Annotated in this window: 22 protein-coding genes; 15 read left to right on the top strand and 7 right to left on the bottom strand. The window is 33.2% G+C overall.

What is annotated here, in order from left to right; genetic code table 11:
• The first annotated feature begins 117 nt into the window (after window positions 1-117).
• The 4 genes from ACFS3A_RS07495 (at window position 118) to ACFS3A_RS07510 (ending at window position 3,568) form a co-directional block, all read left to right on the top strand.
• On the top strand, window positions 118-414 hold the full coding sequence (locus ACFS3A_RS07495) for a DUF493 family protein (protein ID WP_066033683.1): 297 nt from the start codon (window positions 118-120) through the stop codon (window positions 412-414).
• 3 nt (window positions 415-417) lie between these two features.
• The gene (locus ACFS3A_RS07500; protein ID WP_379824738.1) at window positions 418-1,149 is read left to right on the top strand and encodes a DUF4290 domain-containing protein; all 732 of its coding nucleotides are present in this window, start codon (window positions 418-420) and stop codon (window positions 1,147-1,149) included.
• Between the two features lie 110 nt (window positions 1,150-1,259).
• Window positions 1,260-2,573 (top strand): UDP-N-acetylglucosamine 1-carboxyvinyltransferase, encoded by a 1,314-nt coding sequence (gene murA, locus ACFS3A_RS07505; RefSeq protein ID WP_379824739.1) that lies wholly within the window; start codon window positions 1,260-1,262, stop codon window positions 2,571-2,573.
• A gap of 116 nt (window positions 2,574-2,689) precedes the next feature.
• Window positions 2,690-3,568: a cation diffusion facilitator family transporter gene (locus ACFS3A_RS07510; RefSeq protein ID WP_379824740.1), complete on the top strand. Its 879-nt coding sequence runs from the start codon at window positions 2,690-2,692 to the stop codon at window positions 3,566-3,568.
• Window positions 3,569-3,760: 192 nt separating this feature from the next.
• Here ACFS3A_RS07510 and ACFS3A_RS07515 read toward each other — a convergent pair whose 3' ends face one another.
• The 3 genes from ACFS3A_RS07515 to ACFS3A_RS07525 form a co-directional block, all read right to left on the bottom strand.
• Window positions 3,761-6,250, bottom strand: a complete 2,490-nt coding sequence (locus tag ACFS3A_RS07515) for a DUF5686 and carboxypeptidase regulatory-like domain-containing protein (RefSeq protein WP_379824741.1) — start codon at window positions 6,248-6,250, stop codon at window positions 3,761-3,763.
• Window positions 6,251-6,320: 70 nt separating this feature from the next.
• Window positions 6,321-6,734 carry a type II 3-dehydroquinate dehydratase gene (gene aroQ, locus ACFS3A_RS07520; RefSeq protein WP_379824742.1) on the bottom strand — a complete coding sequence of 138 codons (414 nt, stop codon included), beginning with the start codon at window positions 6,732-6,734 and terminating at the stop codon, window positions 6,321-6,323.
• A 150-nt stretch (window positions 6,735-6,884) separates the two neighbouring features.
• Window positions 6,885-7,445 (bottom strand): porin family protein, encoded by a 561-nt coding sequence (locus tag ACFS3A_RS07525; RefSeq protein WP_379824743.1) that lies wholly within the window; start codon window positions 7,443-7,445, stop codon window positions 6,885-6,887.
• Window positions 7,446-7,730: 285 nt separating this feature from the next.
• Between ACFS3A_RS07525 and ACFS3A_RS07530 the strand changes: the two genes are divergently transcribed.
• The 7 genes from ACFS3A_RS07530 to ACFS3A_RS07560 all read left to right on the top strand — a co-directional run bounded on the left by ACFS3A_RS07530 (window position 7,731) and on the right by ACFS3A_RS07560 (window position 13,655).
• Window positions 7,731-8,240 (top strand): hypothetical protein, encoded by a 510-nt coding sequence (locus ACFS3A_RS07530; protein WP_379824745.1) that lies wholly within the window; start codon window positions 7,731-7,733, stop codon window positions 8,238-8,240.
• A gap of 200 nt (window positions 8,241-8,440) precedes the next feature.
• Window positions 8,441-9,019 (top strand): porin family protein, encoded by a 579-nt coding sequence (locus tag ACFS3A_RS07535; protein ID WP_379824746.1) that lies wholly within the window; start codon window positions 8,441-8,443, stop codon window positions 9,017-9,019.
• Between the two features lie 137 nt (window positions 9,020-9,156).
• Window positions 9,157-9,738, top strand: a complete 582-nt coding sequence (locus ACFS3A_RS07540) for a porin family protein (protein ID WP_379824747.1) — start codon at window positions 9,157-9,159, stop codon at window positions 9,736-9,738.
• Between the two features lie 143 nt (window positions 9,739-9,881).
• Entirely contained in the window at window positions 9,882-10,394 is a 513-nt protein-coding gene (locus ACFS3A_RS07545; protein ID WP_379824748.1) for a hypothetical protein, read from the top strand.
• A gap of 106 nt (window positions 10,395-10,500) precedes the next feature.
• The gene (locus ACFS3A_RS07550) at window positions 10,501-11,007 is read left to right on the top strand and encodes an outer membrane protein (RefSeq protein ID WP_379824749.1); all 507 of its coding nucleotides are present in this window, start codon (window positions 10,501-10,503) and stop codon (window positions 11,005-11,007) included.
• A 78-nt stretch (window positions 11,008-11,085) separates the two neighbouring features.
• The gene (gene xerD, locus ACFS3A_RS07555; protein WP_379824750.1) at window positions 11,086-11,982 is read left to right on the top strand and encodes a site-specific tyrosine recombinase XerD; all 897 of its coding nucleotides are present in this window, start codon (window positions 11,086-11,088) and stop codon (window positions 11,980-11,982) included.
• 224 nt (window positions 11,983-12,206) lie between these two features.
• Window positions 12,207-13,655: a sensor histidine kinase gene (locus ACFS3A_RS07560; RefSeq protein WP_379824752.1), complete on the top strand. Its 1,449-nt coding sequence runs from the start codon at window positions 12,207-12,209 to the stop codon at window positions 13,653-13,655.
• Window positions 13,656-13,723: 68 nt separating this feature from the next.
• Here ACFS3A_RS07560 and rny read toward each other — a convergent pair whose 3' ends face one another.
• From rny to ACFS3A_RS07575, 3 genes are all read right to left on the bottom strand, one after another.
• A complete protein-coding gene (gene rny / locus ACFS3A_RS07565) occupies window positions 13,724-15,283 on the bottom strand; it encodes a ribonuclease Y (RefSeq protein WP_091497308.1) in 1,560 nt (519 codons plus the stop codon).
• A 211-nt stretch (window positions 15,284-15,494) separates the two neighbouring features.
• Window positions 15,495-15,788, bottom strand: a complete 294-nt coding sequence (locus tag ACFS3A_RS07570; RefSeq protein WP_379824753.1) for a cell division protein ZapA — start codon at window positions 15,786-15,788, stop codon at window positions 15,495-15,497.
• 4 nt (window positions 15,789-15,792) lie between these two features.
• Entirely contained in the window at window positions 15,793-16,083 is a 291-nt protein-coding gene (locus ACFS3A_RS07575; protein WP_095952164.1) for a hypothetical protein, read from the bottom strand.
• A gap of 181 nt (window positions 16,084-16,264) precedes the next feature.
• On the opposite strand from ACFS3A_RS07575, the gene ACFS3A_RS07580 reads away from it, so the two are divergent.
• Genes ACFS3A_RS07580 through ACFS3A_RS07595 form a run of 4 tightly spaced genes read left to right on the top strand, consistent with a single transcriptional unit; the run spans window position 16,265 to window position 21,834 of the window.
• Window positions 16,265-17,947, top strand: coding sequence for a M23 family metallopeptidase (locus ACFS3A_RS07580; protein ID WP_379824755.1), 1,683 nt, complete (start codon window positions 16,265-16,267; stop codon window positions 17,945-17,947).
• Between the two features lie 11 nt (window positions 17,948-17,958).
• The gene (locus ACFS3A_RS07585; protein WP_379824756.1) at window positions 17,959-20,424 is read left to right on the top strand and encodes a TonB-dependent receptor; all 2,466 of its coding nucleotides are present in this window, start codon (window positions 17,959-17,961) and stop codon (window positions 20,422-20,424) included.
• A complete protein-coding gene (locus ACFS3A_RS07590) occupies window positions 20,421-21,083 on the top strand; it encodes a hypothetical protein (protein ID WP_379824757.1) in 663 nt (220 codons plus the stop codon). The genes ACFS3A_RS07585 and ACFS3A_RS07590 overlap by 4 nt, the downstream gene beginning before the upstream one ends.
• Before the next feature lie 31 nt (window positions 21,084-21,114).
• Window positions 21,115-21,834: a hypothetical protein gene (locus ACFS3A_RS07595; protein WP_379824758.1), complete on the top strand. Its 720-nt coding sequence runs from the start codon at window positions 21,115-21,117 to the stop codon at window positions 21,832-21,834.
• 406 nt (window positions 21,835-22,240) lie between these two features.
• Here the strand turns inward: ACFS3A_RS07595 and ACFS3A_RS07600 are convergent, their stop codons facing one another.
• Complete coding sequence (locus ACFS3A_RS07600; protein WP_379824759.1) at window positions 22,241-22,942, bottom strand: DUF2971 domain-containing protein; 702 nt, start codon at window positions 22,940-22,942, stop codon at window positions 22,241-22,243.
• Window positions 22,943-22,984 lie beyond the last annotated feature (42 nt).

Raw genomic sequence — 22,984 nt, forward strand, 5'->3', positions numbered from 1 at the left:
TTGCGCCTTTGTAACTTTGTCCCTTTAAAACAAAGTTTTAAGCCCAAAAAAAATCTAAAATCTAAACTCAAAAGTCTAAAATCAAAACCGTATATTTGCGTTTATTTTTAATTACGAATGGAGAACGATAAAGAAAAAAATACCGCCGAATTTTACGAAAGATTAAAAGTAGAGCTTGATAACGCAAACACTTGGCCAGCAGAATATTTATACAAATTTATTGTGCCTTCTGTAGCAGATAATGTAGAGCGTGTCGAAAAAGCTTTTGATCGAATGGGAGCGGTTATTAAAACAACAAAATCTAAAACAGGTAAATTTACCAGTGTTTCTGTAGATGTTACGATGCACAGCTCAGACGATGTGATTAGTAAATACAAAGAAGTATCTACAATAGAAGGTATAGTTTCATTATAACTTATGATCGAAAAATATAAAAGAGAAGCCGCAAGCGACGTTGTGTATAATTTAGAATACAATTCTGAAAGACAGCGTTTGATTATTCCGGAGTATGGTCGTCATTTACAAAAATTGATCGATCAGGCTACTGCAATCGAAGATGATGAAACGCGCAACAAAGCAGCGAAATACATTATTCAGGTTATGGGAAGCTTGAATCCTCATTTGCGTGATGTTCCGGATTTCCAGCATAAACTTTGGGATCAGCTTTTTATCATGTCTGATTTTAAACTGAATGTAGAATCGCCATATCCAATTCCGTCAAGAGAGGTTTTAGAGTTAAAACCAGATGTTTTGCAATATCCGCAGAACTTTCCAAAATACAGATTTTATGGAAACAATATCAAGTACATGATTGATGTTGCGAATAAATGGGAAGATGGAGATATGAAAACGGCATTGGTAATGGTTATCGCTAATCACATGAAAAAATCGTTCTTAAGCTGGAATAAAGACACGGTAAAAGACGATGTGATTTTCGAACATTTATATGAATTATCAGGCGGAAAAATTAATTTATTGCATAGTACAGAAGAGTTGTTAAATACAACAGATTTAATGCGTACCAACAAACGCATGTCTAATAAAACAGCTTCTGGTGTTCAGCCGAAAATTCAGAACAACAATAAAAACAACAATAACAAAGGCGGTCAAAAAAAGACATTTCAAAAAAACAATAATCAAAATAAATAAAGAGGCTAAGATGTTAAGCGACTAAGGTGCTAAGGTTTTTGAAAAGAAAAACTTAGAATCTTAGAATTTCAGAATCTTAGGAACTTTAAAAAGAACCTTAACAAAGATCTATGGGAATTTTTAAAATCGAAGGAGGAACTCCTTTAAAAGGAGAAATCACTCCGCAAGGAGCAAAAAATGAGGCATTACAAATTTTATGTGCCGTGCTGCTGACAGGAGAGAAAGTAAAAATTAATAACATTCCTGATATTATAGACATCAATAAATTAATCACTTTGCTGGGTAATTTAGGGGTAAAAATTCAACGTAACGAACCAGGTTCAATTACATTTCAAGCTGACGAAGTTAATGTTGGATATTTAGAAACAGAAGCTTTCAAAAAAGAAGGTGGAGCGCTTCGTGGTTCTATTATGATTGTTGGGCCACTTTTAGCTCGTTTCGGAAAAGGATATATTCCAAAACCAGGTGGAGATAAAATAGGTCGTCGTAGATTAGATACGCACTTTGAAGGTTTTATTAACCTTGGAGCAAAATTCAGATATAACAGAGAAGATCATTTTTATGGAGTAGAGTCTCCGGAAGAAGGTCTTCAGGGAACAGATATGCTTTTAGACGAAGCATCTGTAACCGGAACTGCAAATATTGTAATGGCTGCAGTTTTAGCAAAAGGGCAAACTACAGTTTACAACGCTGCTTGTGAGCCTTATTTACAGCAATTGTGTAAAATGCTAAATTCTATGGGAGCTAAAATCACTGGAGTTGGTTCTAATTTATTGACTATCGAAGGTGTTGAAAGCCTTGGAGGTTGCGAGCACAGAATTCTTCCAGATATGATCGAAATCGGTTCTTGGATTGGTCTTGCGGCTATGACAAAAAGTGAAATCACAATCAAAAATGTAAGCTGGGAAAACTTAGGTTTGATTCCAAATACTTTTAGAAAACTTGGTATTACTATCGAAAAACGTAATGATGATATTTACATTCCGGCTCATAAAAACGGATATGAAGTAAAAACAGATATCGACGGTTCTATCTTAACCATTGCCGATGCACCATGGCCAGGATTTACGCCTGACTTATTAAGTATTGTTTTGGTTGTAGCAACTCAGGCAAAAGGAGATGTTTTAATTCACCAAAAAATGTTCGAAAGCCGTTTATTCTTCGTGGATAAATTAATTGATATGGGTGCAAAAATTATGTTATGTGATCCGCACAGAGCAGTGGTTATGGGACATAATTTCGAATCTCAATTAAAAGCTACAACAATGTCATCTCCTGATATTCGTGCGGGAATCTCATTATTGATTGCAGCGCTTTCTGCAAAAGGAACAAGTACTATTCAGAATATTGAGCAAATCGACCGTGGATACGAGCGTATCGATGAGCGTTTAAGAGCAATCGGTGCGAAAATCGTAAGAGCTTAAAAATTTGATAGCCACCAATTCACGAATTATTTTTTATAATCTTTGAAAATAAAAATTCGTGAATTGCTTCGCCCGTTCGCTATCGCTCGGGTCGTGGCTAAAAAAATATAGTCTAAATGACAAACGAACAAAAAGCTATAAAAGCTACTATTTTTAGTATAATAGGAAATACCTGCCTGGCCCTTATAAAAGGTCTCGCAGGTTTTTTTGGCAATTCATATGCCTTGATTGCAGATGCAATCGAATCTACGACGGATATATTTTCGTCTTGTTTGGTTTTATTCGGAATTAAATATTCTAATAAGCCCGCAGATGAAAATCATCCTTACGGTCATGGTCGTGCAGAACCTTTAATCACCTTTTTGGTTGTTGGTTTTTTAATTACATCGGCAACAATTATTGGATACGAAAGTATTTCCAATATTGGGACTTCCCACGATTTGCCAAAATCCTGGACATTATACGTTTTAGGAGCTATCATTATCTGGAAAGAATATTCTTTTAGAGTAGTAATGAAAAGAAGTAAGCAAACCAACAGTTCTTCTTTAGCGGCAGACGCATGGCATCATAGAAGCGACGCGATAACTTCTGTTGCCGCTTTTATTGGAATTTCGATTGCTTTAATTATGGGAAAAGGCTACGAATCGGCAGATGACTGGGCGGCGCTTTTTGCAGCGTTTTTTATTTTATATAACAGTTATAAAATTTTCAGACCAGCGCTTGGCGAGATCATGGACGAAAACCTAAACGATGACTTGGTAGAAGAAATCCGTGTAGTTTCTTTGAAAGTTCCTGGAATACTTGGAACCGAAAAATGTTTTATAAGAAAGGCAGGAATGCGTTACCACGTAGATTTACATGCCATTGTTTCAGCTAAAATTTCGGTAAAAGAAGGGCATGATTTGTCTCATAAATTACAAGATACCTTGAAAGAGCAAATTCCACAGTTAGGAAATGTTCTGATTCATATAGAACCGGATGATTATCATTGTTAGAGGTTCAAAGGCTCAAAGGTTTTTATAGATGAAAATATTTGGCCAAAGATTGAAGAAAAAAAATCCGTTTACTTTTTAAGAGTAAACGGATTTTTTATATGAGGTTATCAATTCAAGCGATGTTGGGAATATTTGAAGGAATTTAGACTTAGTACAAAACTTTGAGCCTTTGAACCTTTGTTACTTTGCACCTTAGTCTAACGCATTCAAAATCTTCAATCCAAAAACAACTCCGTTTTGCTGAATGCCGCCTTGGTAAGAATGTATATAATCTACACGGAATAATTTGAATTTGCCAAAACCTAAATTATCTAAACCGATCGTAAATTCTGTATAGGGTTTTCGGTCTGGGATTGCCAAAGAATGAAACCCAATATTCATTGTTGATTTTAGGAGATTTAATAAAGGAATTTTATTCGTAACATATCCATTATCATTGTGTTCCAGATGCATTTCAAGATAACTGTCATTCGTACTGTTGGCATAATAAGGCATTAAATTGAAAACATTTAAGTAACGTCCCGTCGTTCCAATGTGGGTTTGATTTCCGTTGAAATGTCTATAATCTATAAAAGCAATATTTTCAGCATTAAAGAATTTTCCAGCCCTGAAATTCATGCCCAAGGTTCCTTTATTGTTTAGGTTTAAATCATATTGTACAGAAGTTCCAATTCGTTCAAATTCGTATTTCTTTTCACTCGCGGCAAAAGCTTTTTCGAATCCTAAAACTACAGTTGGATATCTATCATCTTTAAAATTATATCTTCCGTCAGGTCTTGAAATATATTTATTGCCAAAATTTATTCGTGCATTAATTCCTGTTTTAAACAAATGATGCTGTTCAAACGGAGCAGTGGTGAAATCATTTGGATCGAGAGGATTGTTGGAAGAATACAAATCTTCTCTTTTAAAGAAAGAATAATCAGTAGTATTGAAAAGAGGCTTTCGCTGTTCGTAAGCCACTTTCGCAAATAAATTAACGCCGTTTAAAACGTCTTGGGAATAATTAACCTGCGCATATTCTAAATTGTAAAGCTTCATGTAATTGTCTTTAAAAAACAAAGAACTTATAGAATTGACTAATTTAGTAATTGGTTCAGCACTATTAAACTGTGCTACTTTCGTTCCTCCGGAAGCTCCGATTGTAGCATAATTTATATTGTTGAATTTATGCGAAAAATATCCCGTTGCTCTAAAACGTTCATCTGAAAAACCATAATTAAAAGTGGTTCCAATTGATGTAGATTTTCCTTTCTCTTCATTTTCTTTTTTAAATGAAAAACCAGAATCTAAATTGAATCCTTGTACGGTATTAAAACTTAAAGAAGCAATGTTCAATAAGCCTTGATAATTAAAAGAATATTGTTTGAAAGTGTTTTTATAATCATACCCCATCAAAATATCCCAAACTTTGAATTTATTGTTTTTAGCATCTATGGAGTCCGTATATTTTTTTGATTTTCTAATAACTAAAAGACTGTCTTTTTTGGTATAATCATTACTTTCTTCAATCGTCAAAGGAATAGGGCGAATTTCATTCCAGAAAGCATTGTCTTTTTTATTGGCGTTTGCTTCAAAAGAAACAATTTCATTTCCAAACGTTTTCTTTTCAAAAGAAGCTGGAAATTCATAATTAGAATATATATAATTAAAGTTTCCAGAGAATTTTATTCCAAAAAGACCTGCCGTAAACGAAAGTGTCTGAGCGTTTTTAGACCAGATTTTATTTTTTGCATTATAACTGAAACTCTGTGTTAATGACATTGTTTCGGTAAACTCGTTTTTCATTCGATAGCCTTTCAGGTCTAAATCGATGGCATAAATCGCAAAGCTGTCATCTACAATATAAATATAGCCTTCAAAAACTGGCTCTTTATCTCTTCTGGGAATGATTTTTATTTTGTAGACCTGATTGTTATTGTCGTCATAAAAACTACCTTCCAATTTGTATTTGTAATAATTGAAAGCGTTATCGGCAATGGGAGAAATCATTTTGACGTCAAAATCTAAAGTATTGTCATAAAAATCATAAGTAGATAAGGCAGCAGTGTTGTAGCTGTAACCTCGGTTATTTCCGGAGATTTTAGAAGCAATAATTTTCTCTTTTAATTTGGCAGGTTTTTCAAAAGCAATTTTAGAAACCGTTTCCGATAAATATAAAATTCCTGTTCCGGTCGAATCTAAATTGGAAGCCATATCAGCGCCAAGATCTACTTTTTGACCAAGTATTTTTTTAGGAAGATCTTTGACTTTAAACATTCCTTTTGAATAGAAATCGGCTGTAAATCTTCCTGTTTTATCTGAGTTTTCCTTTTTGTTGGCAATGGCATTTTTTATAATAGCATTGGCAGGATTATTTTTAGGATCAATAACAACTTCATTTAAAGCAAAACTTTCTTCCACCAGTTTTACATCCAATGTTACGGTTTTAGATTCTGAAGAAACCGTAATTTTTTGGGTTTTAAAACCTAAATATTGAAAAACAATTCTGTTTTTACCAATTTCTTTTACTTGTAATTGGTATTGTCCTTGTTCGTTTGAAGTAGTTCCTCTATAAGTTCCCTCCTCAAAAATGGAAACAAACGGAAGCGGATTTCCCTTTTCATCGGTAACAGTTCCTTTGATTTGGGCAAAATTAGAAATCGAAAAAAATAAAAGGGCTAGTAATGTAAAGTTTCTCATGTAAGTGGTTTCTCTTACAAAAATAGAATAACTTAAAAACGAGCTTATTAATAATTTGTTAAATAACGCTTTATAAAAAAGACTGAATTGCTAATTCGTAGCTTTTTAATCCGAAGCCTAAAATAACTCCTTTAGCATTTCCTGAAAGATAGGACTGATGTCTGAAACTTTCGCGGGCATAAGTATTAGAAATGTGAACTTCAATTACCGGAGTGGTAACCGCTTTCATTGCATCGCCAAGACCAATAGAAGTATGAGTGTATGCCCCGGCGTTCAGAATAATTCCATCAAATGAAAAACCAACTTCCTGAATTTTACCAATCAGTTCGCCTTCAATATTACTTTGGTAATACGAAAGTTCAATGTCTGGAAATTTTTGTTTCAACGTTTCAAAATAATCTTCAAAAGTCTGGCTACCGTAAACTTCGGGTTCACGTTTTCCTAAAAGATTCAAATTGGGTCCGTTTATAATGCAGATTTTCATGTTTTAATTATTTATGTTGAGGTATTATATTGTCTTTTGACTTTGACATTGAAATTGCAATTGATTTTTGCCCTTGCCATTGAACTTTGTAAAAATAAAAAAACCGCTCTAATTAATAGAACGGTTTTTATAAAAGTATGTGATATTCTTTTAGAACATGTATCCGGCTGAAAGTTGGAATACAGAGTTTTTGAAGTCAGCTTCTTTAGAAATTTCAGTTAAACCAATTCCGTAACGAGCCTGAACAAAAAGACCTCCAACTACTTTTAATCCTAAACCAGCGTTAAGAGAAAAGTCGAATGTTTTTGGATCTGCAACGTCAAATTCTTTTTTATTACTTACAAGAAATGAAGCTTGTGGACCAAGTTCTAAGCTAAGTGATTTAGTCATATAGATTTTTGCCATTACAGGAATAGCGATATAACCCATTTCGTTTTTAAAATCTTGTACAGCACTTTTATATTCTGCTCCTTGTGTAGTGTACAAAAGCTCTGGCTGAATGGAGAATTTTTCTAATAATTTAAGTTCAGCTACAAGACCTGCGTGGTAACTTGTAATACCTTCTTTGTCAACTGAAATTCCGTCAAAACTAGAACCTCCAGTTTGGTTAGCAAAGTTAACCCCTGCTTTAACCCCGATTTGTACAAATTGTGCATTCATTGTTGCTGATGTTGCTAGGAACAATACAGCGGCTACAATTATTTTTTTCATAAAAATGTTTTTTAAATTTTTGGTATTTAAATGTTATTCTAAAGTTCAAAACTACATATTTAGCATTTTATTGCCTTATAATTTAGATTAAATAATTAATAAAATTCCCACTATAAATCATTTTTTGAGTAGTTAAACGAGGATTTTTACAGTTATAATGTTGATTTTCAGTTTTGTTTTTGCTCTTTTTTTTATGTCTTATTTTATTGTTTTTTAAACTTCTGAGGGAGTGTTTTTTGTAGGTCTAATCTTAGTTTTGACTTACAATAATTAAAAAATTAAAACATGAAAAAATTATTTTTAGCTGCTATTGCAGTTATGGCTTTTGGATTTGCTAATGCACAAGAACAAACAGCAAAAGGGAAATGGTTAATTGAAACTAATACAAGTTTTGGAGCAACAGAAGTTGGAAATACTGGTTTTCATTTATCTTCTTCAGATGGTGAAACAAATTGGGGTTTAGGTGCTGAAGGTGGTTATTTTATTGCAGATAATTTAGCTCTTAAAGCAGGTCTTGGTTATAGTGATTTTGGGCATAGTGATAATGCTTTTTCTTATAAAGTTGGAGCGAAATATTATTTACTAAATAAATTTCCTTTAGAAGCATCTTATACAGGAATGACTATAAAAGATGCTGAGAAAAATCCTTCTTTCTTAGGATTACAAGGAGGGTATGCGATATTTTTAGGAAATAATGTTTCTATCGAGCCAGGAATTCGCTACAATGTTTCTCTTAATGATGATTATTATAAAAGCGTTTTCCAATTCAACGTTGGATTCGCATTACACTTCTAGAAAAAAATTTAGTTGGTTTTTTTTAAGAGCCTTTTCAGAAATGAAAAGGCTTTTTTGTTTTTGCTTAATAAATTAAAACTTAATTGATTTCAAATTAACATTATATACACTTATTACTATTTTATTTGTTAAATTCCAAATTAGTTTTTATGAAGAATATTTTTATATTTGGTTATTAAATTTAACCAAAACAAATTAAGATGAAGAAAATTATTTTATCTGCCATAGCTATAATGGCATTTGCATTTACCAATGCTCAGGAAACCAGATTTGGGGTAAAAGGAGGTTTAAACATATCTTCTTTAGTTGGAGGAGATGTTGACGATACAAAAGCTTTAATAGGATTTCAGGTAGGTGGTTTTGCAGAGATTAAAATCATTGAGAGATTATCTATTCAGCCAGAGCTTTTATTTTCAACTCAAGGGACTAAAGTTGACGGTTTTGGAGGACAAGACGAAGACTGGAAATTGAACTATATTAATGTTCCTGTATTGGCAAAGTTTTATGTAACAAAACAATTTACTGTTGAGGCAGGTCCACAAATTGGATTTTTAGTTTCTGCAAAAGCTGATGGAAATGACGTGAAGGATAGTTTTAAATCTGTAGATCTTGGATTCAATTTTGGAGCAGGTTATAACTTTACGGATAATTTCTCAGCTGGAATTCGTTATACGGTAGGTTTGTCAAATGTTCTTGACTACAATGTTGATGATTTTGATGAGTACTATGATAGTCCAAAAAACAGTAACTTAGCTTTATACGCTGCATATAGATTCTAAACTTTCTTGATAAGTATAACTAAAAGCCTTTCATTATGAAAGGCTTTTTTTTGTATAGTATTTTTATTATTAAATAAAAGCCGGTTTATAGTAAGTATATTTTTATATTTGGCAGAGAAATTTAATCTTTAAACATAATGAAAAGAATTATTTTATCTGCGATTGCGTTTATGGTATTTGGTTTTGCAAATGCCCAAGGAACCGGGAGCAGATTTGGAATTAAAGGAGGTGTTAATTTTCCGAATAGTTCTGGTGATTTCTATGAAAATGAAACTTTAATAGGTTATCAGGTGGGTATTTTTTCGGAAATTAAGACAGATGAAAAATTTGGGATTCAACCTGAAATTCTGTACTCGACTCATGGAGTGAAAAATAAATTTGTAAAGGATGGTATAGCGTACGATAATGATGTTAAATTAAGTTATTTAAATTTACCTATTCTGGCTAAATATTTTATCACTCAGGGGTTAAGTGTTCAGGCAGGCCCGCAAATTGGTTTTTTAATGCATGCTGAAGAAAACAATTTAAATATTACGGACCATGTTAAAACTATCGATTTTGGTTTGAATTTTGGGATTGGCTATAATTTTCTGCAGGATTGTTCGGTAGATCTTCGTTATAACTTAGGTTTGTCAAATGCCTTAGATTTTCATGTAGGAGATGTTAATTATAAAATTAAAAACAACGTGTTTTCTTTGGCTGTGGGATATAAATTATAAATTCAATATTTATTTGAATATAAAAAAAGCCTTTCATTATGAAAGGTTTTTTTGTTTCTATAGTATTTTTATTGTTAAAATAAAAACCAATATATCGTAAGTATATTTTTATATTTGGCAGACAAATTTAATTTTAAAACATAATGAAGAGAATTATTTTATCTGCCATTGCTTTTATGGCTATTGGATTTGCAAATGCACAAAACGGACATTTTAAAGTTGGAGCTCATGCTGGAGCTGTTGTGGGTGATTTACAGGAATCCTATTCTGCTAATTTAGGTATTGATGCCGCATACCTATGGAGTATTACTGACAAATTTAGTCTGGGAGCAACCACAGGCTTTACTGCTTATGTTCAAAAATCGTATAATTACAATACTGGTCCTTATCCTGGATATGTGCACAAAAATCCTAATGCCAGTTTTGTTCCCGTAGCAGGAACTGCGCAATATTCGATTACAGATAATTTATTTTTAGGAGCAGATTTAGGTTTTGCAATTTTTACCGGTAAGAAAGGAACTTCTGACGGAGGTATTCTGTATCAGCCAAAATTTGGTTATCAAACTAACAAAATAGAGTTGTTTGCTGCCTATAAAGGAATTACAAATGACGGGAATATAGCATCTTTAAATATTGGTTTTAATTATAAATTTTGACCTTTTCTGTAAAGAGATTTTTTTTTATATCAGGAATCTTTTAATGTAGTTTTTTATAAGTAAATTTTTATATTTGATTCAATTAATTTTAACCAAAAACAAAAAAATGAAAAAAATTATTTTATCTGCAATTGCAGTTATGGCATTTGGATTTGCAAATGCACAGGATGGACACTTTAAAGTTGGAGCTCACACTGGTGTAGTTTTAGGTGATTTAAAAGATTCTTATTCTGTTAATCTGGGTGTTGATGTGGCATACCTATGGAATGTTGCTGATAAATTCAGTGTTGGAGCAACAACAGGTTATACAACCTATTTTGCAAAAACGTATACCTTTTATAACGGTATGACTTCAGTTGATATTAAAGGTGATAATGCTGGTTTTATTCCAGTGGCTGGTACAGCGCAATATTCAATAACAGATAATTTATTTGTGGGTGCTGATTTAGGATATGCTATCTACGCAGGAAGTGGAAGCGGAGACGGAGGTGTTTTGTATCAGCCAAAATTTGGTTACCAAAATGATAAAATTGAAGTATTTGCTTCTTATAAAGGAATATCTGATGATGCAACACTATCTTCTTTAAATATCGGATTTAACTATAAGTTTTAGTTTTTACAATATTTAAAATTCAACCTTCCTGTAATCAGGAAGGTTTTTTTATGCCAAAAAATCACTTACTTTGTAAATATGAATTGGAGCAGATATATTAAAGATTATCAGTCGTATTTAAGGATAGAAAGAGGTTTGTCTAAAAATACGATTGAAAACTACGGCTTCGATATCGAACGTTTGTGTCTTTTTCTGGAAACCAATCAGATTGAGGTTTCTCCAATAAAAATCTCCGAAGAGACTTTACAACAGTTTATTTATGCTGTTGCAAAAGAGGTAAACCCAAGATCTCAGGCGCGAATTATTTCCGGACTAAAAAGTTTTTTTAATTATCTGGTTTTTGAAGATTACCGAAATGATAATCCTTTAGAATTAATAGAAGCTCCTAAAACAGGGCGTAAATTACCGGATACTTTGTCGGTTCAGGAAATTGATAATTTAATTGATGCAATAGATTTAAGTACCAATGAAGGAGAGCGAAACAGAGCGATACTGGAAACATTGTATGGCTGCGGACTTCGTGTTTCTGAATTAACGACGCTTAAAATTTCTGATTTGTTCTTTGACGAAGGTTTTGTTAAAATTACCGGTAAAGGAAACAAAGAAAGATTTGTTCCTATAGGATCATTAACTCAAAAGTATATTGATATTTATAAAAATGCTGTCCGTCCGAATTTAAATATCAAAAAAGGAGCTGAGGATACCTTGTTTTTAAATCGAAGAGGAAATCAATTAACAAGAGCTATGATCTTTACTATTATAAAGGATTTGGCTCAAAAAATTAACCTAAAAAAAAGTATAAGCCCCCATACGCTGAGACATTCTTTTGCCACACATCTGCTTGAAAATGGTGCAGATTTAAGATCAATTCAGTTAATGCTCGGTCACGAATCAATTACAACAACAGAAATTTATGTGCACTTGGATCGCAGTTTCTTAAAAGAAGTGATGCATAGTTTTCATCCGAGGAAATAATTTTTTAAATGTTGCGTTTGTTTTGTTGTAAAAATTTATATATTGTGTTAAAATATTGTTGTAATAAAAACAATTACAGAATAAGTTGTGATTTTTTCTCTCTTTTTTTAAAGGAAAAATCGAAATATTTTATTTACATAAAGAAGTAGTATATGGTTTTTGATTTGTATGGAAATGAGGATTGCTTGGAGGTAAATAATTTTTATAAAAAATTGTTGGCCGAAATGCCTGACTTACTTTTTCAATTTATTATTGATGCTGATAATGATTATTCATTTCCGCTTGTAAGCAAGTCGGCAGATGAAATATTTGAACTCTCTGCTGCAGATTTTACTAATGATATTAAGTTTATAATTTACGATAGAATTGTAACGCAGGATCGCGAATATTTTTTTCAGTCTTTGATTAAAGCAAGAAAAGAAATTACGCCATGGGAGATTGAGTTTAGGGCTATTCTTCCGAAAAAAGGTCTGCGTTGGTTTAAAATTGCTGCAAAGACAGAATTAATCTTAGAGGATAAAGTGGTTTTTTACGGACATGTTTCGGATATAACGGATTTAAAAGACAAAGAGGAAAAGCTTCGGATATCCGAAGAACGTTTTCAGTTTGCTCTTGGTGCTTCTACAGCAGGAATCTGGGATTGGGATATGGTGACTAACAGTGTTTTTTATTCTTCTTTGTCTCTTAAAATCCTGGAGTTGGAATCTACAGATATTTTTGATGATCCTGAACGATGGGACAAAATTGTGCATCCGGACGATCTTCCAAAATATTACTCGGATATTCAGGAACATTTTGATAATAAAATCCCATACTATGAGAATTATCATCGTGTGATGACTTCTAGTGGAAATTATAAATGGATTTTGGATCGTGGAAAAGTGATTAAACGCGATGAAAACGGAAAGCCGTTGCGTGTCATAGGAACACATACCGATGTTTCTGCACAAAAAGAAAAAGAACTGGAGCTTATAAAAACGATGAAATTGTACAGTGATCAAAATAGTCGTTTGCTGAACTTTTCACATATCGTTTCGCACAATTTAAATACACAGGCTGGTAATATAAAATCGATTTTAGATTTTATAGATGCTGATGTAAACAGACAAACCGTAGAAGAAATGCTGGAACATTTGCGTACTGTTTCAAATGATTTGAATGAAACCATTTCGAATCTGACTCAGATTGTAAAAACGCAGAGCAATATCAACATTGCGGTTGCTCCGTTAATGTTGTGCGAATATATTGAAAAAACAATTTCAACAATTAAAGGTTATGATAAACAACGTAATGTAACAATTATAAACAACGTTCCGAAGTATTTGACGATTAATTTTAATCCAGCTTATATGGAAAGTGTTTTGCTGAACTTTACCACAAATGCAATAAAGTATGCACATCCTGATAGAGATCCCGTGATTGTTTTTGATTTTGCGATAGAGCCTGAAGGATTTAAATCGCTTAAGATTACTGATAATGGACTTGGGATTGATTTGAAGATGTATGGAGAACTTTTATTTGGAATGTATAAAACTTTCCATAAACACGAAGAAGCCAGAGGAATTGGATTGTATATTACCAGAAATCAAATTGAAGCGATGAAAGGGACTGTTTTGGTAGAAAGTGAAGTAGGAGTAGGAACAAGTTTTAAAATCGTTTTTAATGATATGTGAAGCTTAAATTAGGGATAAAAAGAAAGGCTGTCAATTGACAGCCTTTCTTTTTATGTATGTATCCTCGATTATTTAGCAATATTTACCGCTCTGGTTTCTCTAATAACTGTAACTTTTACCTGACCCGGATAAGTCATTTCTGTTTGAATTTTTTGTGAAATCTCGAAAGATAAGTTTGCAGCATTATCATCTGAAACTTTTTCGCTTTCTACAATTACACGAAGTTCTCTACCAGCTTGAATTGCATAAGCATTTTTAACACCGCTGAATCCGTAAGCAACATCTTCAAGATCTTTCAAACGCTGGATATAAGAATCTAAAACCTGACGTCTTGCGCCTGGTCTTGCTCCGGAAATAGCATCACAAACCTGAATAATTGGAGATAGTAAAGATTTCATTTCAATCTCGTCGTGGTGTGCTCCAATCGCGTTGCAAACTTCTTCTTTTTCACCATATTTCTCAGCCCATTGCATACCTAAAAGTGCGTGTGGTAAATCACTTTCTGTATCCGGCACTTTACCAATATCGTGTAGTAAACCGGCTCTTTTGGCTAATTTTACATTCAGTCCTAATTCTGCCGCCATGATACCGCAAAGTTTAGAAACTTCTCTAGAGTGCTGTAATAAGTTTTGTCCGTAAGAAGAACGGTATTTCATTCTACCTACGACTTTAATCAATTCTGGGTGTAAACCGTGAATTCCTAAATCGATTACCGTACGTTTTCCGACTTCGATGATTTCGTCATCGATTTGTTTGGCTGTTTTAGCCACAACTTCTTCAATTCTTGCAGGGTGAATACGTCCGTCGGTTACTAATTTGTGTAAAGACAAACGCGCAATTTCTCTACGAACAGGATCGAAACAAGAAAGGATGATCGCTTCCGGTGTATCATCTACAATAATTTCAACTCCGGTAGCTGCTTCAAGTGCTCTAATGTTACGTCCTTCACGTCCAATAATTCTACCTTTTACGTCATCAGATTCAATGTTGAAAACAGAAACGCAGTTCTCAACCGCTTCTTCAGTTCCAACTCTCTGGATTGTATTGATGATAATTTTCTTAGCCTCTTGTTGTGCTGTAAGTTTTGCCTCTTCAATAGTTTCCTGAATGTGAGACATTGCTTTTGTTTTAGCTTCCGCTTTTAAACCTTCAACCAATTGTTCTTTTGCTTCTTCAGCAGAAAGACCAGAGATTACTTCTAGTTGTTGCAATTGGCTTTTGTGAAGTTTATCAACTTCAGCTTGTTTTTTGTCTAAGACTTCAATTTTGTTGTTATACTCGGCAGTTTTAGCTTCAAAATCGTCATTGACTTTTTTAGCTTTAGAAAGTTCATTTGAAACTTGAGATTCTTTATCGCGAACGCGTTTTTCTACTTCAGCCACTTTTTTATCGCGTGCTAAAATAACTTGTTCATGTTCTGATTTTAATTCGATAAAGCGCTCTTTGGCTTGAAGAATCTTATCTTTCTTAATATTTTCGGCCTCTAAATTAGCGTCTTTTAAGATGGAAGCCGCTTCTTTTTTAGCGTTTTTGATTAGGTTTGAAATATTACTTTTCTCGATAATTTTAGCTATTGCAAATCCTGCTGCAATACCTACAATACCAATAATGATCGTTATGATGTCCATGTTTGTTAGGGTTTATATATAAAAAAAGCCTACATTAATTGCTTGAATAAACTCGTAAAGACAAGTTTTGAGCTAACTCACTGTTCAAGTTTCCCAGCCAAAAAGGAGGGCATACTATAGTAGCGACGATTTGCTCATTCTAAATTGTTAGTGTTGAGTTTACCAATTGTGAACTAATGTAGGCAGTATCTTAGTTTCTTGTAAAGAACGTTTAATTTTCGAGATATTGATCTAAAAGCAGGTTTAATTTTTTAATTCTCTCGATAGTTTCTTCTCCATCGATTGTGTTATCAATCTGTTTTTGTTCAACCTGTGATGCAAATTGCAATGCGCACATTGCCAGTACATCTTGTTTGTCACGAACCGCGTAATTTTCTTCGAATTGCTTGATCATAGCATCAATTTTTTTAGAAGCACTTCTAAGCCCTTCTTCCTGAGCCGGTTCAACCGTTAACGGGTAAACGCGGTCGGCAATTGATATTTTAATTTTAAGCTTTCCGTCCATATTACTAATCTGATAATTGCGCTATACAGTAATCGATTTCGCGAATTAATGAATTTATTTTAAGCTTTGTCTCTCTCTTGTTATTGTCGCTGCCAAGCAACGAATTGGCTATCTTAAGTGTTTCATTTTGCTTCTTCAAAGCTTCAATTTCTTCAGATTGTTTCTGGATAATTTGCGCAGCTTTAGCTAATTCTAATCGTAATGCTTGATTATTTTTCTCTAACCCTTTTGATTTTTCAAAAAGCTTTTCGACTTTATATTCAAGAGTATCAATTATTTCTGCAATTACACTCATTATACATCCTATTCATTACTTAATCCTACAAAGTTAATATTCCTTTTTATTAATGCAATTTTTTATCGATTTTTTTGCATTAAAATAGATAAATGAATGTTTTTCAGTTGATTGTGTTTTTTGTAGTTTTTTACTTGCTTTTTTAGACTTATTTTTACTTATCTTAGCAAAAATGTTGCTTATGAGATTTTCTGTACTTACCCTTTTTATTTGTAATTTTTTATTTGCTCAAACGCAATATCCTAAAGACTATTTCCGCCCTCCACTTGATATTCCGATGCAGCTTTCCGGTAATTTTGGAGAGCTAAGACCCAATCATTTTCATGCGGGTTTTGATTTGAAAACCAACCAAAGAGAGGGCTTAAGTGTTCATGCAGTTGCTGATGGTTATGTTTCTAGGATTAAAATATCAACCTTTGGAAACGGAAAATGTATTTATATTACGCATCCAAATGGATATACTTCGGTTTATGGACATTTGCAGAGTCCGGTTGGAGCAATTCTAGATTATGTAAAAGCAACGCATTACAAAGAGAAAGCGTATGAAATTGAAATGTTCCTGAAACCAAACGAGCTTTCGGTAACAAAAGGTCAGATTATTGGACTTTCCGGAAATACAGGTTCTTCAGAAGGACCGCATCTTCATTTTGAAATCAGAGATTCTAAAACCGAATTTGTAATTAATCCGATTTTCTTTGGCTTTGACCAGAATATTAAAGATACCAAAAAACCAACGTTATCCAGTCTGTATGTTTATCCTTTGGATAATGCAACCGTGAATCAGTCTAAACAGCCGTTGTTGTTAGCTATGACACTTCAAAAAGACGGGAATTATCTGGCTTCTAAAGTGAAAGCGAATGGGAAGATTGGTTTCGGAATTAATGCAATTGATACAGATGATGTTTCTTTTAATAAAAATGGGGTTTTTAATGTTACCAGTTTCTTAAACGGAAATCAAAACTACAATTACCAGTTTAATACCTATTCTTTTGATGAAATGCGTTGCATCAATGCTTTTATTGATTATTCACGATATAAAAAGACGAGTCAGCGTGTGCAGAAACTTTTTATGAAAACGCCTTTTGCTTTAAGTATTATTAAAACAGATTCGCTTCGCGGTATTATAAAGACGGAACCTAATCTGGCCTCGACTTACAGAATTGAAGTTTCTGATTACTTTGGGAATTTAAGAACGGTTACTGTTCCAATTGAGTTTGATGCTGCAACACCAATTGTAGAAGCTGAACCTGCTACGGGAAAATATTTTATCCGATATAACAAAGATTCTAATTTCGAAAAAGACAATATGTCGGTATTTTTTCCGGCTGGAACGTTCTATGAAGATTTTAATATGAACTTTGATGTTCGGAATAAAAAACTCTACATTCACGATGATACCGTGCCGGTTCATTCTAATTTTACTATTACCATAAAAGACGATTCTTATCCTGAAAATTTGAAAGATAAATTGTATATCGGAAGAGGAACAAGTCATAACGGAACGATTAGAAAAGGCGATGTGTTTACTGCGAAAGCAAAAATATTAGGTCAATATGGTTTGGTTTTAGATACTATTCCGCCAGTTATTAAAATTGCAAAACCGATTCAGGACAAATGGATAAGCGATCAAAAGAAAATTGATCTTACAATTGGAGATTCTTTGTCGGGAATAAAATCATATAACGGTTATATTAACGGAAATTGGGTTTTGTTTGAATATGAAAATAAAGCCAGAAGAATTACGCATGTTTTTGATGAAGCTTTATTGAATGAAGGCGCAAATGATTTAAAAGTTGAAGTAGTTGATAATGTAGGAAATACTGCTATCTTTGAAACTCATTTTTTTAGAAGTCAACAAAAATAAAACCCTAATCTTTGAGTAATAACAGGTTTATATTCGCTTTTCTTTTTTTATTTGTCAGCTATATTTCATTAGCCCAGACTGCCAGTATTAAAGGTGTAATTTTAGATTCAGAAAAACATCCAGTGTCAAGTGTCAATGTTTCTTCGCAGGGAAATTCAGTACAATCTGATTCAAATGGTTTTTTTGAAGTTACAGTTCCTTCCAATAGAAAGGTCTCTCTCATATTCACTCACGTTTCTTTAAAAATGATCAGTTTAACGGTTAATTTGAAAACAAATGAAGTTTTTGTATTTAATCCGATTATGAACAATTCTCAGGAACAAATGGGAGAAGTTTTTGTCTCTTCGGGAAATAGAAAACGAGTTCAGGGAATTGCAACGATTGATGCCGAAACCATAAAAAAGATTCCGGGTGCCAATGCGGGAATAGAAAATGTACTGAAAACGCTTCCGGGAGTGAACTCTAATAATGAGTTAAGTTCACAATACATGGTTCGTGGAGGAAATTATGACGAAAATCTGGTTTATGTAAATGAGGTTGAAGTGTATCGTCCGTTTCTAATTCGTTCAGGACAGCAGGAAGGTTTAAGCTTTACTAATACAGATTTAGTGCAGAATGTTGATTTTTCTGCGGGTGGATTTCAGGCGAAATTTGGAGATAAATTATCTTCTGTTCTGGATATTACTTATAGAAAACCCACTCAGTTTGGAGCTTCTTTTGAGGCGAGTTTTTTGGGAGGAAGCGCTTCTGTAGATTTGGTTTCTAAAAATAAAAAATGGTCAGCTGTAACGGGAGTTCGTTACCGAAATAATAGTCTGTTGGTAAATAGCCAGGATACACAAACCAATTATACCCCGACTTTTGCAGATATTCAGACCAATATTAATTATGATATTTCTGAAAAGTGGCAAATGAGTTTTCTCGGAAATATTTCAGAAAACAAATATCTGTATCAGCCTTTAACGCGCGAAACAAAATTCGGAACAATTGATCAACCGATGGCACTTGCTGTTTATTATCAGGGACAGGAAAAAGATCAGTATGATACGTATTTCGGAGCTTTGAAAACAACTTATAAAGCTTCGCCTTCGTTTACGTTAAAACTAATCGGATCTTTATTTCATACTACTGAAAAAGAACATTTTGACATTTTAGCACAATATCGTTTGGGAAATGTTGATCCGGAAAATCCAACGGATCCATCTGCAATTGATTTTACTCGTGGAATTGGTTCACAACTGAATCATGCCCGAAATGATTTGGATGCTTTAATTGCCAATATCGAATTGAAGGGAACAAAAGAATGGAAAGAAAGTCAGCTGGAGTTTGGTTTAAAATATACCAGAGAATCTATTCGTGATAGAGTAGTAGAGTGGGAAATGATTGATTCTGCTGGATTTTCTATAAATCCGCCAATCGCAATTTTGCCAGAAAATAATCAGCCATACACTCCTTACACAGGACCTCTGTTGCCATATCAGGATATTCGTGCAACGAACTTTAATATCATCAATAGATTTTCTGGTTATGCTCAATGGAATAAACAATCTGAAATAGGTTCAAGTAGAGTTTGGTATCATCTTGGAGCTCGTTTTCAAAGCTGGAATGTTTCAGGAGCTTTAGAAGAAGGAAAAAATCAGACCGTTGTAAGTCCGCGTGCGCAGTTTGCCATAAAACCAGATTGGGATGGTGATATGGTTTTCAGAATTTCAGGAGGATTATATCACCAACCGCCATTTTACAGAGAACTTCGTGATTTGGATGGAGTGGTAAATCCGAATGTGAAAGCACAGGAAGCGGTTCATGTTGTTTTGAGTAACGATTATAATTTCAAAATGTGGAATCGTCCTTTTAAATGGGTGACTGAATTGTATTATAAATCCCTTTCTGATGTCAATGTATATTCGATTGATAATGTCCGAATTCGTTATGTAGCCAATAATAATGCAAAAGCCTATGCGCAAGGTTTAGACTTTAGATTGAACGGAGAATTTGTTCCAGGAACAGAATCGTGGGTGAGTTTTGGTTATATGAAAACGGAGGAAAATTACGAAAACAAAGGATATATCGCCCGTCCGACCGACCAAAGGCTAAAGTTTGCCATGTTGTTTCAGGACTATATGCCGAATATTCCAAGTGTAAAAGTATATCTGAATTTAGTATATAATACAGGTCTTCCGGGAGGAGCGCCAGCTTATTCTGATCCATATTTATATCAAAGCAGATTAAATGATTACAGAAGAGCTGATATTGGTTTTGCTAAAGTTTTTGTTGACAGCAGTACGCAAAATACGAAAAAAGGCTGGTTGAAAAACTTCAAAGAATTAGCTATAGGATTAGAAATTTTCAATCTTTTTAATAATCAAAACGCGATTACCAATACCTGGGTTCGTGATGTATATTCTAAAAATCAATATGCAATTCCAAATTATATGACTTCGAGGGTTTTTAATGTTAAGATTAATGCGAGGTTATGATCGAACAACGTAAAAAAAGAAAAAAGATTTTTTACGTGCCAGGAATGATTTCTTTGGTTTTGATTCCGTTGATATGCATGGTTTATTTTTATAAAACAGATGCTTTTGTTAATAAGGGTTGTATAGATGTTTGGTTTCCTTCAGATTCTTTAGCGACACAGAAATTTTTGTCGGTTGAAAGAAAATATAAAGTTTATGACTTTAATAGTTCGGCAATTGCTGAAAGTACAAAATTAAATAATCTTCAGTTAGAGCTTCGGAAATTGAATCGTGAAAACGACACAATAAAGGGTATTCAAATTCATTTAGGAAATAAAATGAATTATGAAGTTTATGTTAGAATCTTAGATATTCTTTTAATTGAGGGAATGCCAAATTATTTGCAATATAATAATGATTTTTTTGTTTTAATGATACCAAAGCCAAAGCCAAAGCCAGACAAATCCTTGAAGCGGCTTAAGGTTTTTGTTTGCGGAAGCGGAAGTCTTAACGTTGGTGCAGATGATTGGTTAAAAGAGGAACAGGAAGCTAGGCGAAAATATGTTTTGTCGTTGTTTAAAAAATATTGGATTCTTTTTCTGGGCTATTTTGGACTTGTTCTAATTAACATCTTTGCACTAGTAAAATTCAATAAAAACAGAAATTACAATCAAAAATAGTATATTTGATAATCGTATATAATCGTTGCAGATGAAAAAGTATTTTAAATATATCGCCCTAATCCTTGTCGGAACAGTAATTAGTTGCCGAGAGGAAGTAAAAAAGCCAAAAGTAAGTTATGATGTTTCAAACAAGGTAAGTATTGCCAAAACAGATACGACTCAAATCGAAATTGCCGATTTGCCCATTCAAATGGAAGGAACCAATTACTTGATTCATCCGGTTGGAGATTTAAGAGTTTTTGAAAGAGGGTCAAAAGCCCGTTATGGATCTTCGAGTGTAAACGATGTGAGTTTTACAATCTCTAATTTAGGCGAATATGAAATTACAGGATATCTGCAGAATTTAAAATTTCAGAAAGTAGATTCGGATTCTATTCGTCCTTTGTCGGATAAACCAGTTTTGATTTTAACGGCAACTTATTTAAAAACCATTGCCGACAAAACCCATAATAATGTGATGGTTTATACGCTTACAGATTCTGATACCAATAAAGACGGAAAAATTGATACCAGTGATATTAAAACATTGTATTTAAGTGATATCAGTGGAGAAAATTTTACAAAAGTTTCAGCCGATCTGGAAGAATTAGTAGACTGGAATTTAATTGAATCTAAAAACCGTCTGTATTTTAGAACAATTGAAGATACCAACCAAAATGGTCAGTTTGATAAAAATGATGTTTTGCATTATAATTATATAGATTTAGCTTCAAAAAAATGGGAGGTTAAGGCATATAAGCCTATCTAAGGTTCTGAGATGCTAAGATTCTAAGTTTTTTTTAGCCCACAGATTTAAAGGTTTTTTTTTAGATATTAAAAGGCTGTTACAACTTGTTGTAACAGCCTTTTTGTTATAATTATTTTTCATTCCGTAGGAATGTCTGGTCGGTAGAAAAAAATGTTGAATAATTATTTACGTTCCGTAGGAACCGTTTTATGTGTTAGATTGTCGAAAAAATATATCAAAATCAAACGTTCCTACGGAACGTACAATAACCATGAACATATAATTTCTACCAATGAAATGTTCCTACGGAACATAAATCAGAAACTGAAAAAAAAATCCTTCTAATCCTTTTAATCTGTGGGCTAAAAAAAACTTAGAATCTTAGCGTCTCAGAACCTTAGTATCTCAGAACAGAATCTTAGCGTCTCTAAATCAAAATATCACTTTCCAAGTCTGATTTTTCGATTTCAAAACCAAAATCCAAACGTTCCACCAGTTCAATTACCAGTTTTTTATACCAGTTTTCAGATTTTGGATGAATGTAAATCTTTTCAATTAATTGATTAATGTCAACATGGATTTTTAATCCGTCGTTTAGTTTTATATCGCTTTTTGAAGTGTCGGTAAGAATGCGGACTTCTCGTTCATATTGAAAACTTTTTCGCTTAAATAAAAAGGGAAAAAACAAATCATCAAAAGGAATATATTCTTTTTTATAATCGATGTAATTGACTTCGCCAATATACTGATCAAAATTGTTTTCAGGCTTTACGGCTTTCTGTAATCTTCCAATTGTGGACTGAATGGCTAAACCTTCATTGTTTTTTGTGAAAATCTGCCACATGGCAAAAGATTCGTATTCGTTGATATGCCAGCTGCTAATGGCTACTCTTTCACGATGTGTTTTGTAGAAGTTTAAAAACTCGGGATTATCTACAGCGAGCTTTTTGATTTCTTCGTAAGTTGGTTCGCTGAAAGTTCCTTCATATTGATCTTCAAATTTGTCAGAACGCGACATAAATAATTTCTTTGAGAGCAATAAATCGAGGAATTTTGATAAATCAAGATATTTCCAAACAATGGTGTCAGGATCTTCAGGAAGTGTAATGTTGGGGTTGTTAAGATACATTTTCTTGAGATTAAATGATTTATTCTTTAACCAACCTAAAGT

The sequence above is a fragment of the Flavobacterium notoginsengisoli genome (assembly GCF_042686225.1).
GTDB classification, from domain to species: domain Bacteria; phylum Bacteroidota; class Bacteroidia; order Flavobacteriales; family Flavobacteriaceae; genus Flavobacterium; species Flavobacterium notoginsengisoli.

Coding starts and splice junctions, on each gene's coding strand:
- ACFS3A_RS07495 (WP_066033683.1), top strand. CDS start 118: ATGGAGAACGATAAAGAAAAAAATACCGCCGAATTTTACGAAAGATTA.
- ACFS3A_RS07500 (WP_379824738.1), top strand. CDS start 418: ATGATCGAAAAATATAAAAGAGAAGCCGCAAGCGACGTTGTGTATAAT.
- murA (WP_379824739.1), top strand. CDS start 1,260: ATGGGAATTTTTAAAATCGAAGGAGGAACTCCTTTAAAAGGAGAAATC.
- ACFS3A_RS07510 (WP_379824740.1), top strand. CDS start 2,690: ATGACAAACGAACAAAAAGCTATAAAAGCTACTATTTTTAGTATAATA.
- ACFS3A_RS07515 (WP_379824741.1), bottom strand. CDS start 6,250: ATGAGAAACTTTACATTACTAGCCCTTTTATTTTTTTCGATTTCTAAT.
- aroQ (WP_379824742.1), bottom strand. CDS start 6,734: ATGAAAATCTGCATTATAAACGGACCCAATTTGAATCTTTTAGGAAAA.
- ACFS3A_RS07525 (WP_379824743.1), bottom strand. CDS start 7,445: ATGAAAAAAATAATTGTAGCCGCTGTATTGTTCCTAGCAACATCAGCA.
- ACFS3A_RS07530 (WP_379824745.1), top strand. CDS start 7,731: ATGAAAAAATTATTTTTAGCTGCTATTGCAGTTATGGCTTTTGGATTT.
- ACFS3A_RS07535 (WP_379824746.1), top strand. CDS start 8,441: ATGAAGAAAATTATTTTATCTGCCATAGCTATAATGGCATTTGCATTT.
- ACFS3A_RS07540 (WP_379824747.1), top strand. CDS start 9,157: ATGAAAAGAATTATTTTATCTGCGATTGCGTTTATGGTATTTGGTTTT.
- ACFS3A_RS07545 (WP_379824748.1), top strand. CDS start 9,882: ATGAAGAGAATTATTTTATCTGCCATTGCTTTTATGGCTATTGGATTT.
- ACFS3A_RS07550 (WP_379824749.1), top strand. CDS start 10,501: ATGAAAAAAATTATTTTATCTGCAATTGCAGTTATGGCATTTGGATTT.
- xerD (WP_379824750.1), top strand. CDS start 11,086: ATGAATTGGAGCAGATATATTAAAGATTATCAGTCGTATTTAAGGATA.
- ACFS3A_RS07560 (WP_379824752.1), top strand. CDS start 12,207: ATGCCTGACTTACTTTTTCAATTTATTATTGATGCTGATAATGATTAT.
- rny (WP_091497308.1), bottom strand. CDS start 15,283: ATGGACATCATAACGATCATTATTGGTATTGTAGGTATTGCAGCAGGA.
- ACFS3A_RS07570 (WP_379824753.1), bottom strand. CDS start 15,788: ATGGACGGAAAGCTTAAAATTAAAATATCAATTGCCGACCGCGTTTAC.
- ACFS3A_RS07575 (WP_095952164.1), bottom strand. CDS start 16,083: ATGAGTGTAATTGCAGAAATAATTGATACTCTTGAATATAAAGTCGAA.
- ACFS3A_RS07580 (WP_379824755.1), top strand. CDS start 16,265: ATGAGATTTTCTGTACTTACCCTTTTTATTTGTAATTTTTTATTTGCT.
- ACFS3A_RS07590 (WP_379824757.1), top strand. CDS start 20,421: ATGATCGAACAACGTAAAAAAAGAAAAAAGATTTTTTACGTGCCAGGA.
- ACFS3A_RS07595 (WP_379824758.1), top strand. CDS start 21,115: ATGAAAAAGTATTTTAAATATATCGCCCTAATCCTTGTCGGAACAGTA.
- ACFS3A_RS07600 (WP_379824759.1), bottom strand. CDS start 22,942: ATGTATCTTAACAACCCCAACATTACACTTCCTGAAGATCCTGACACC.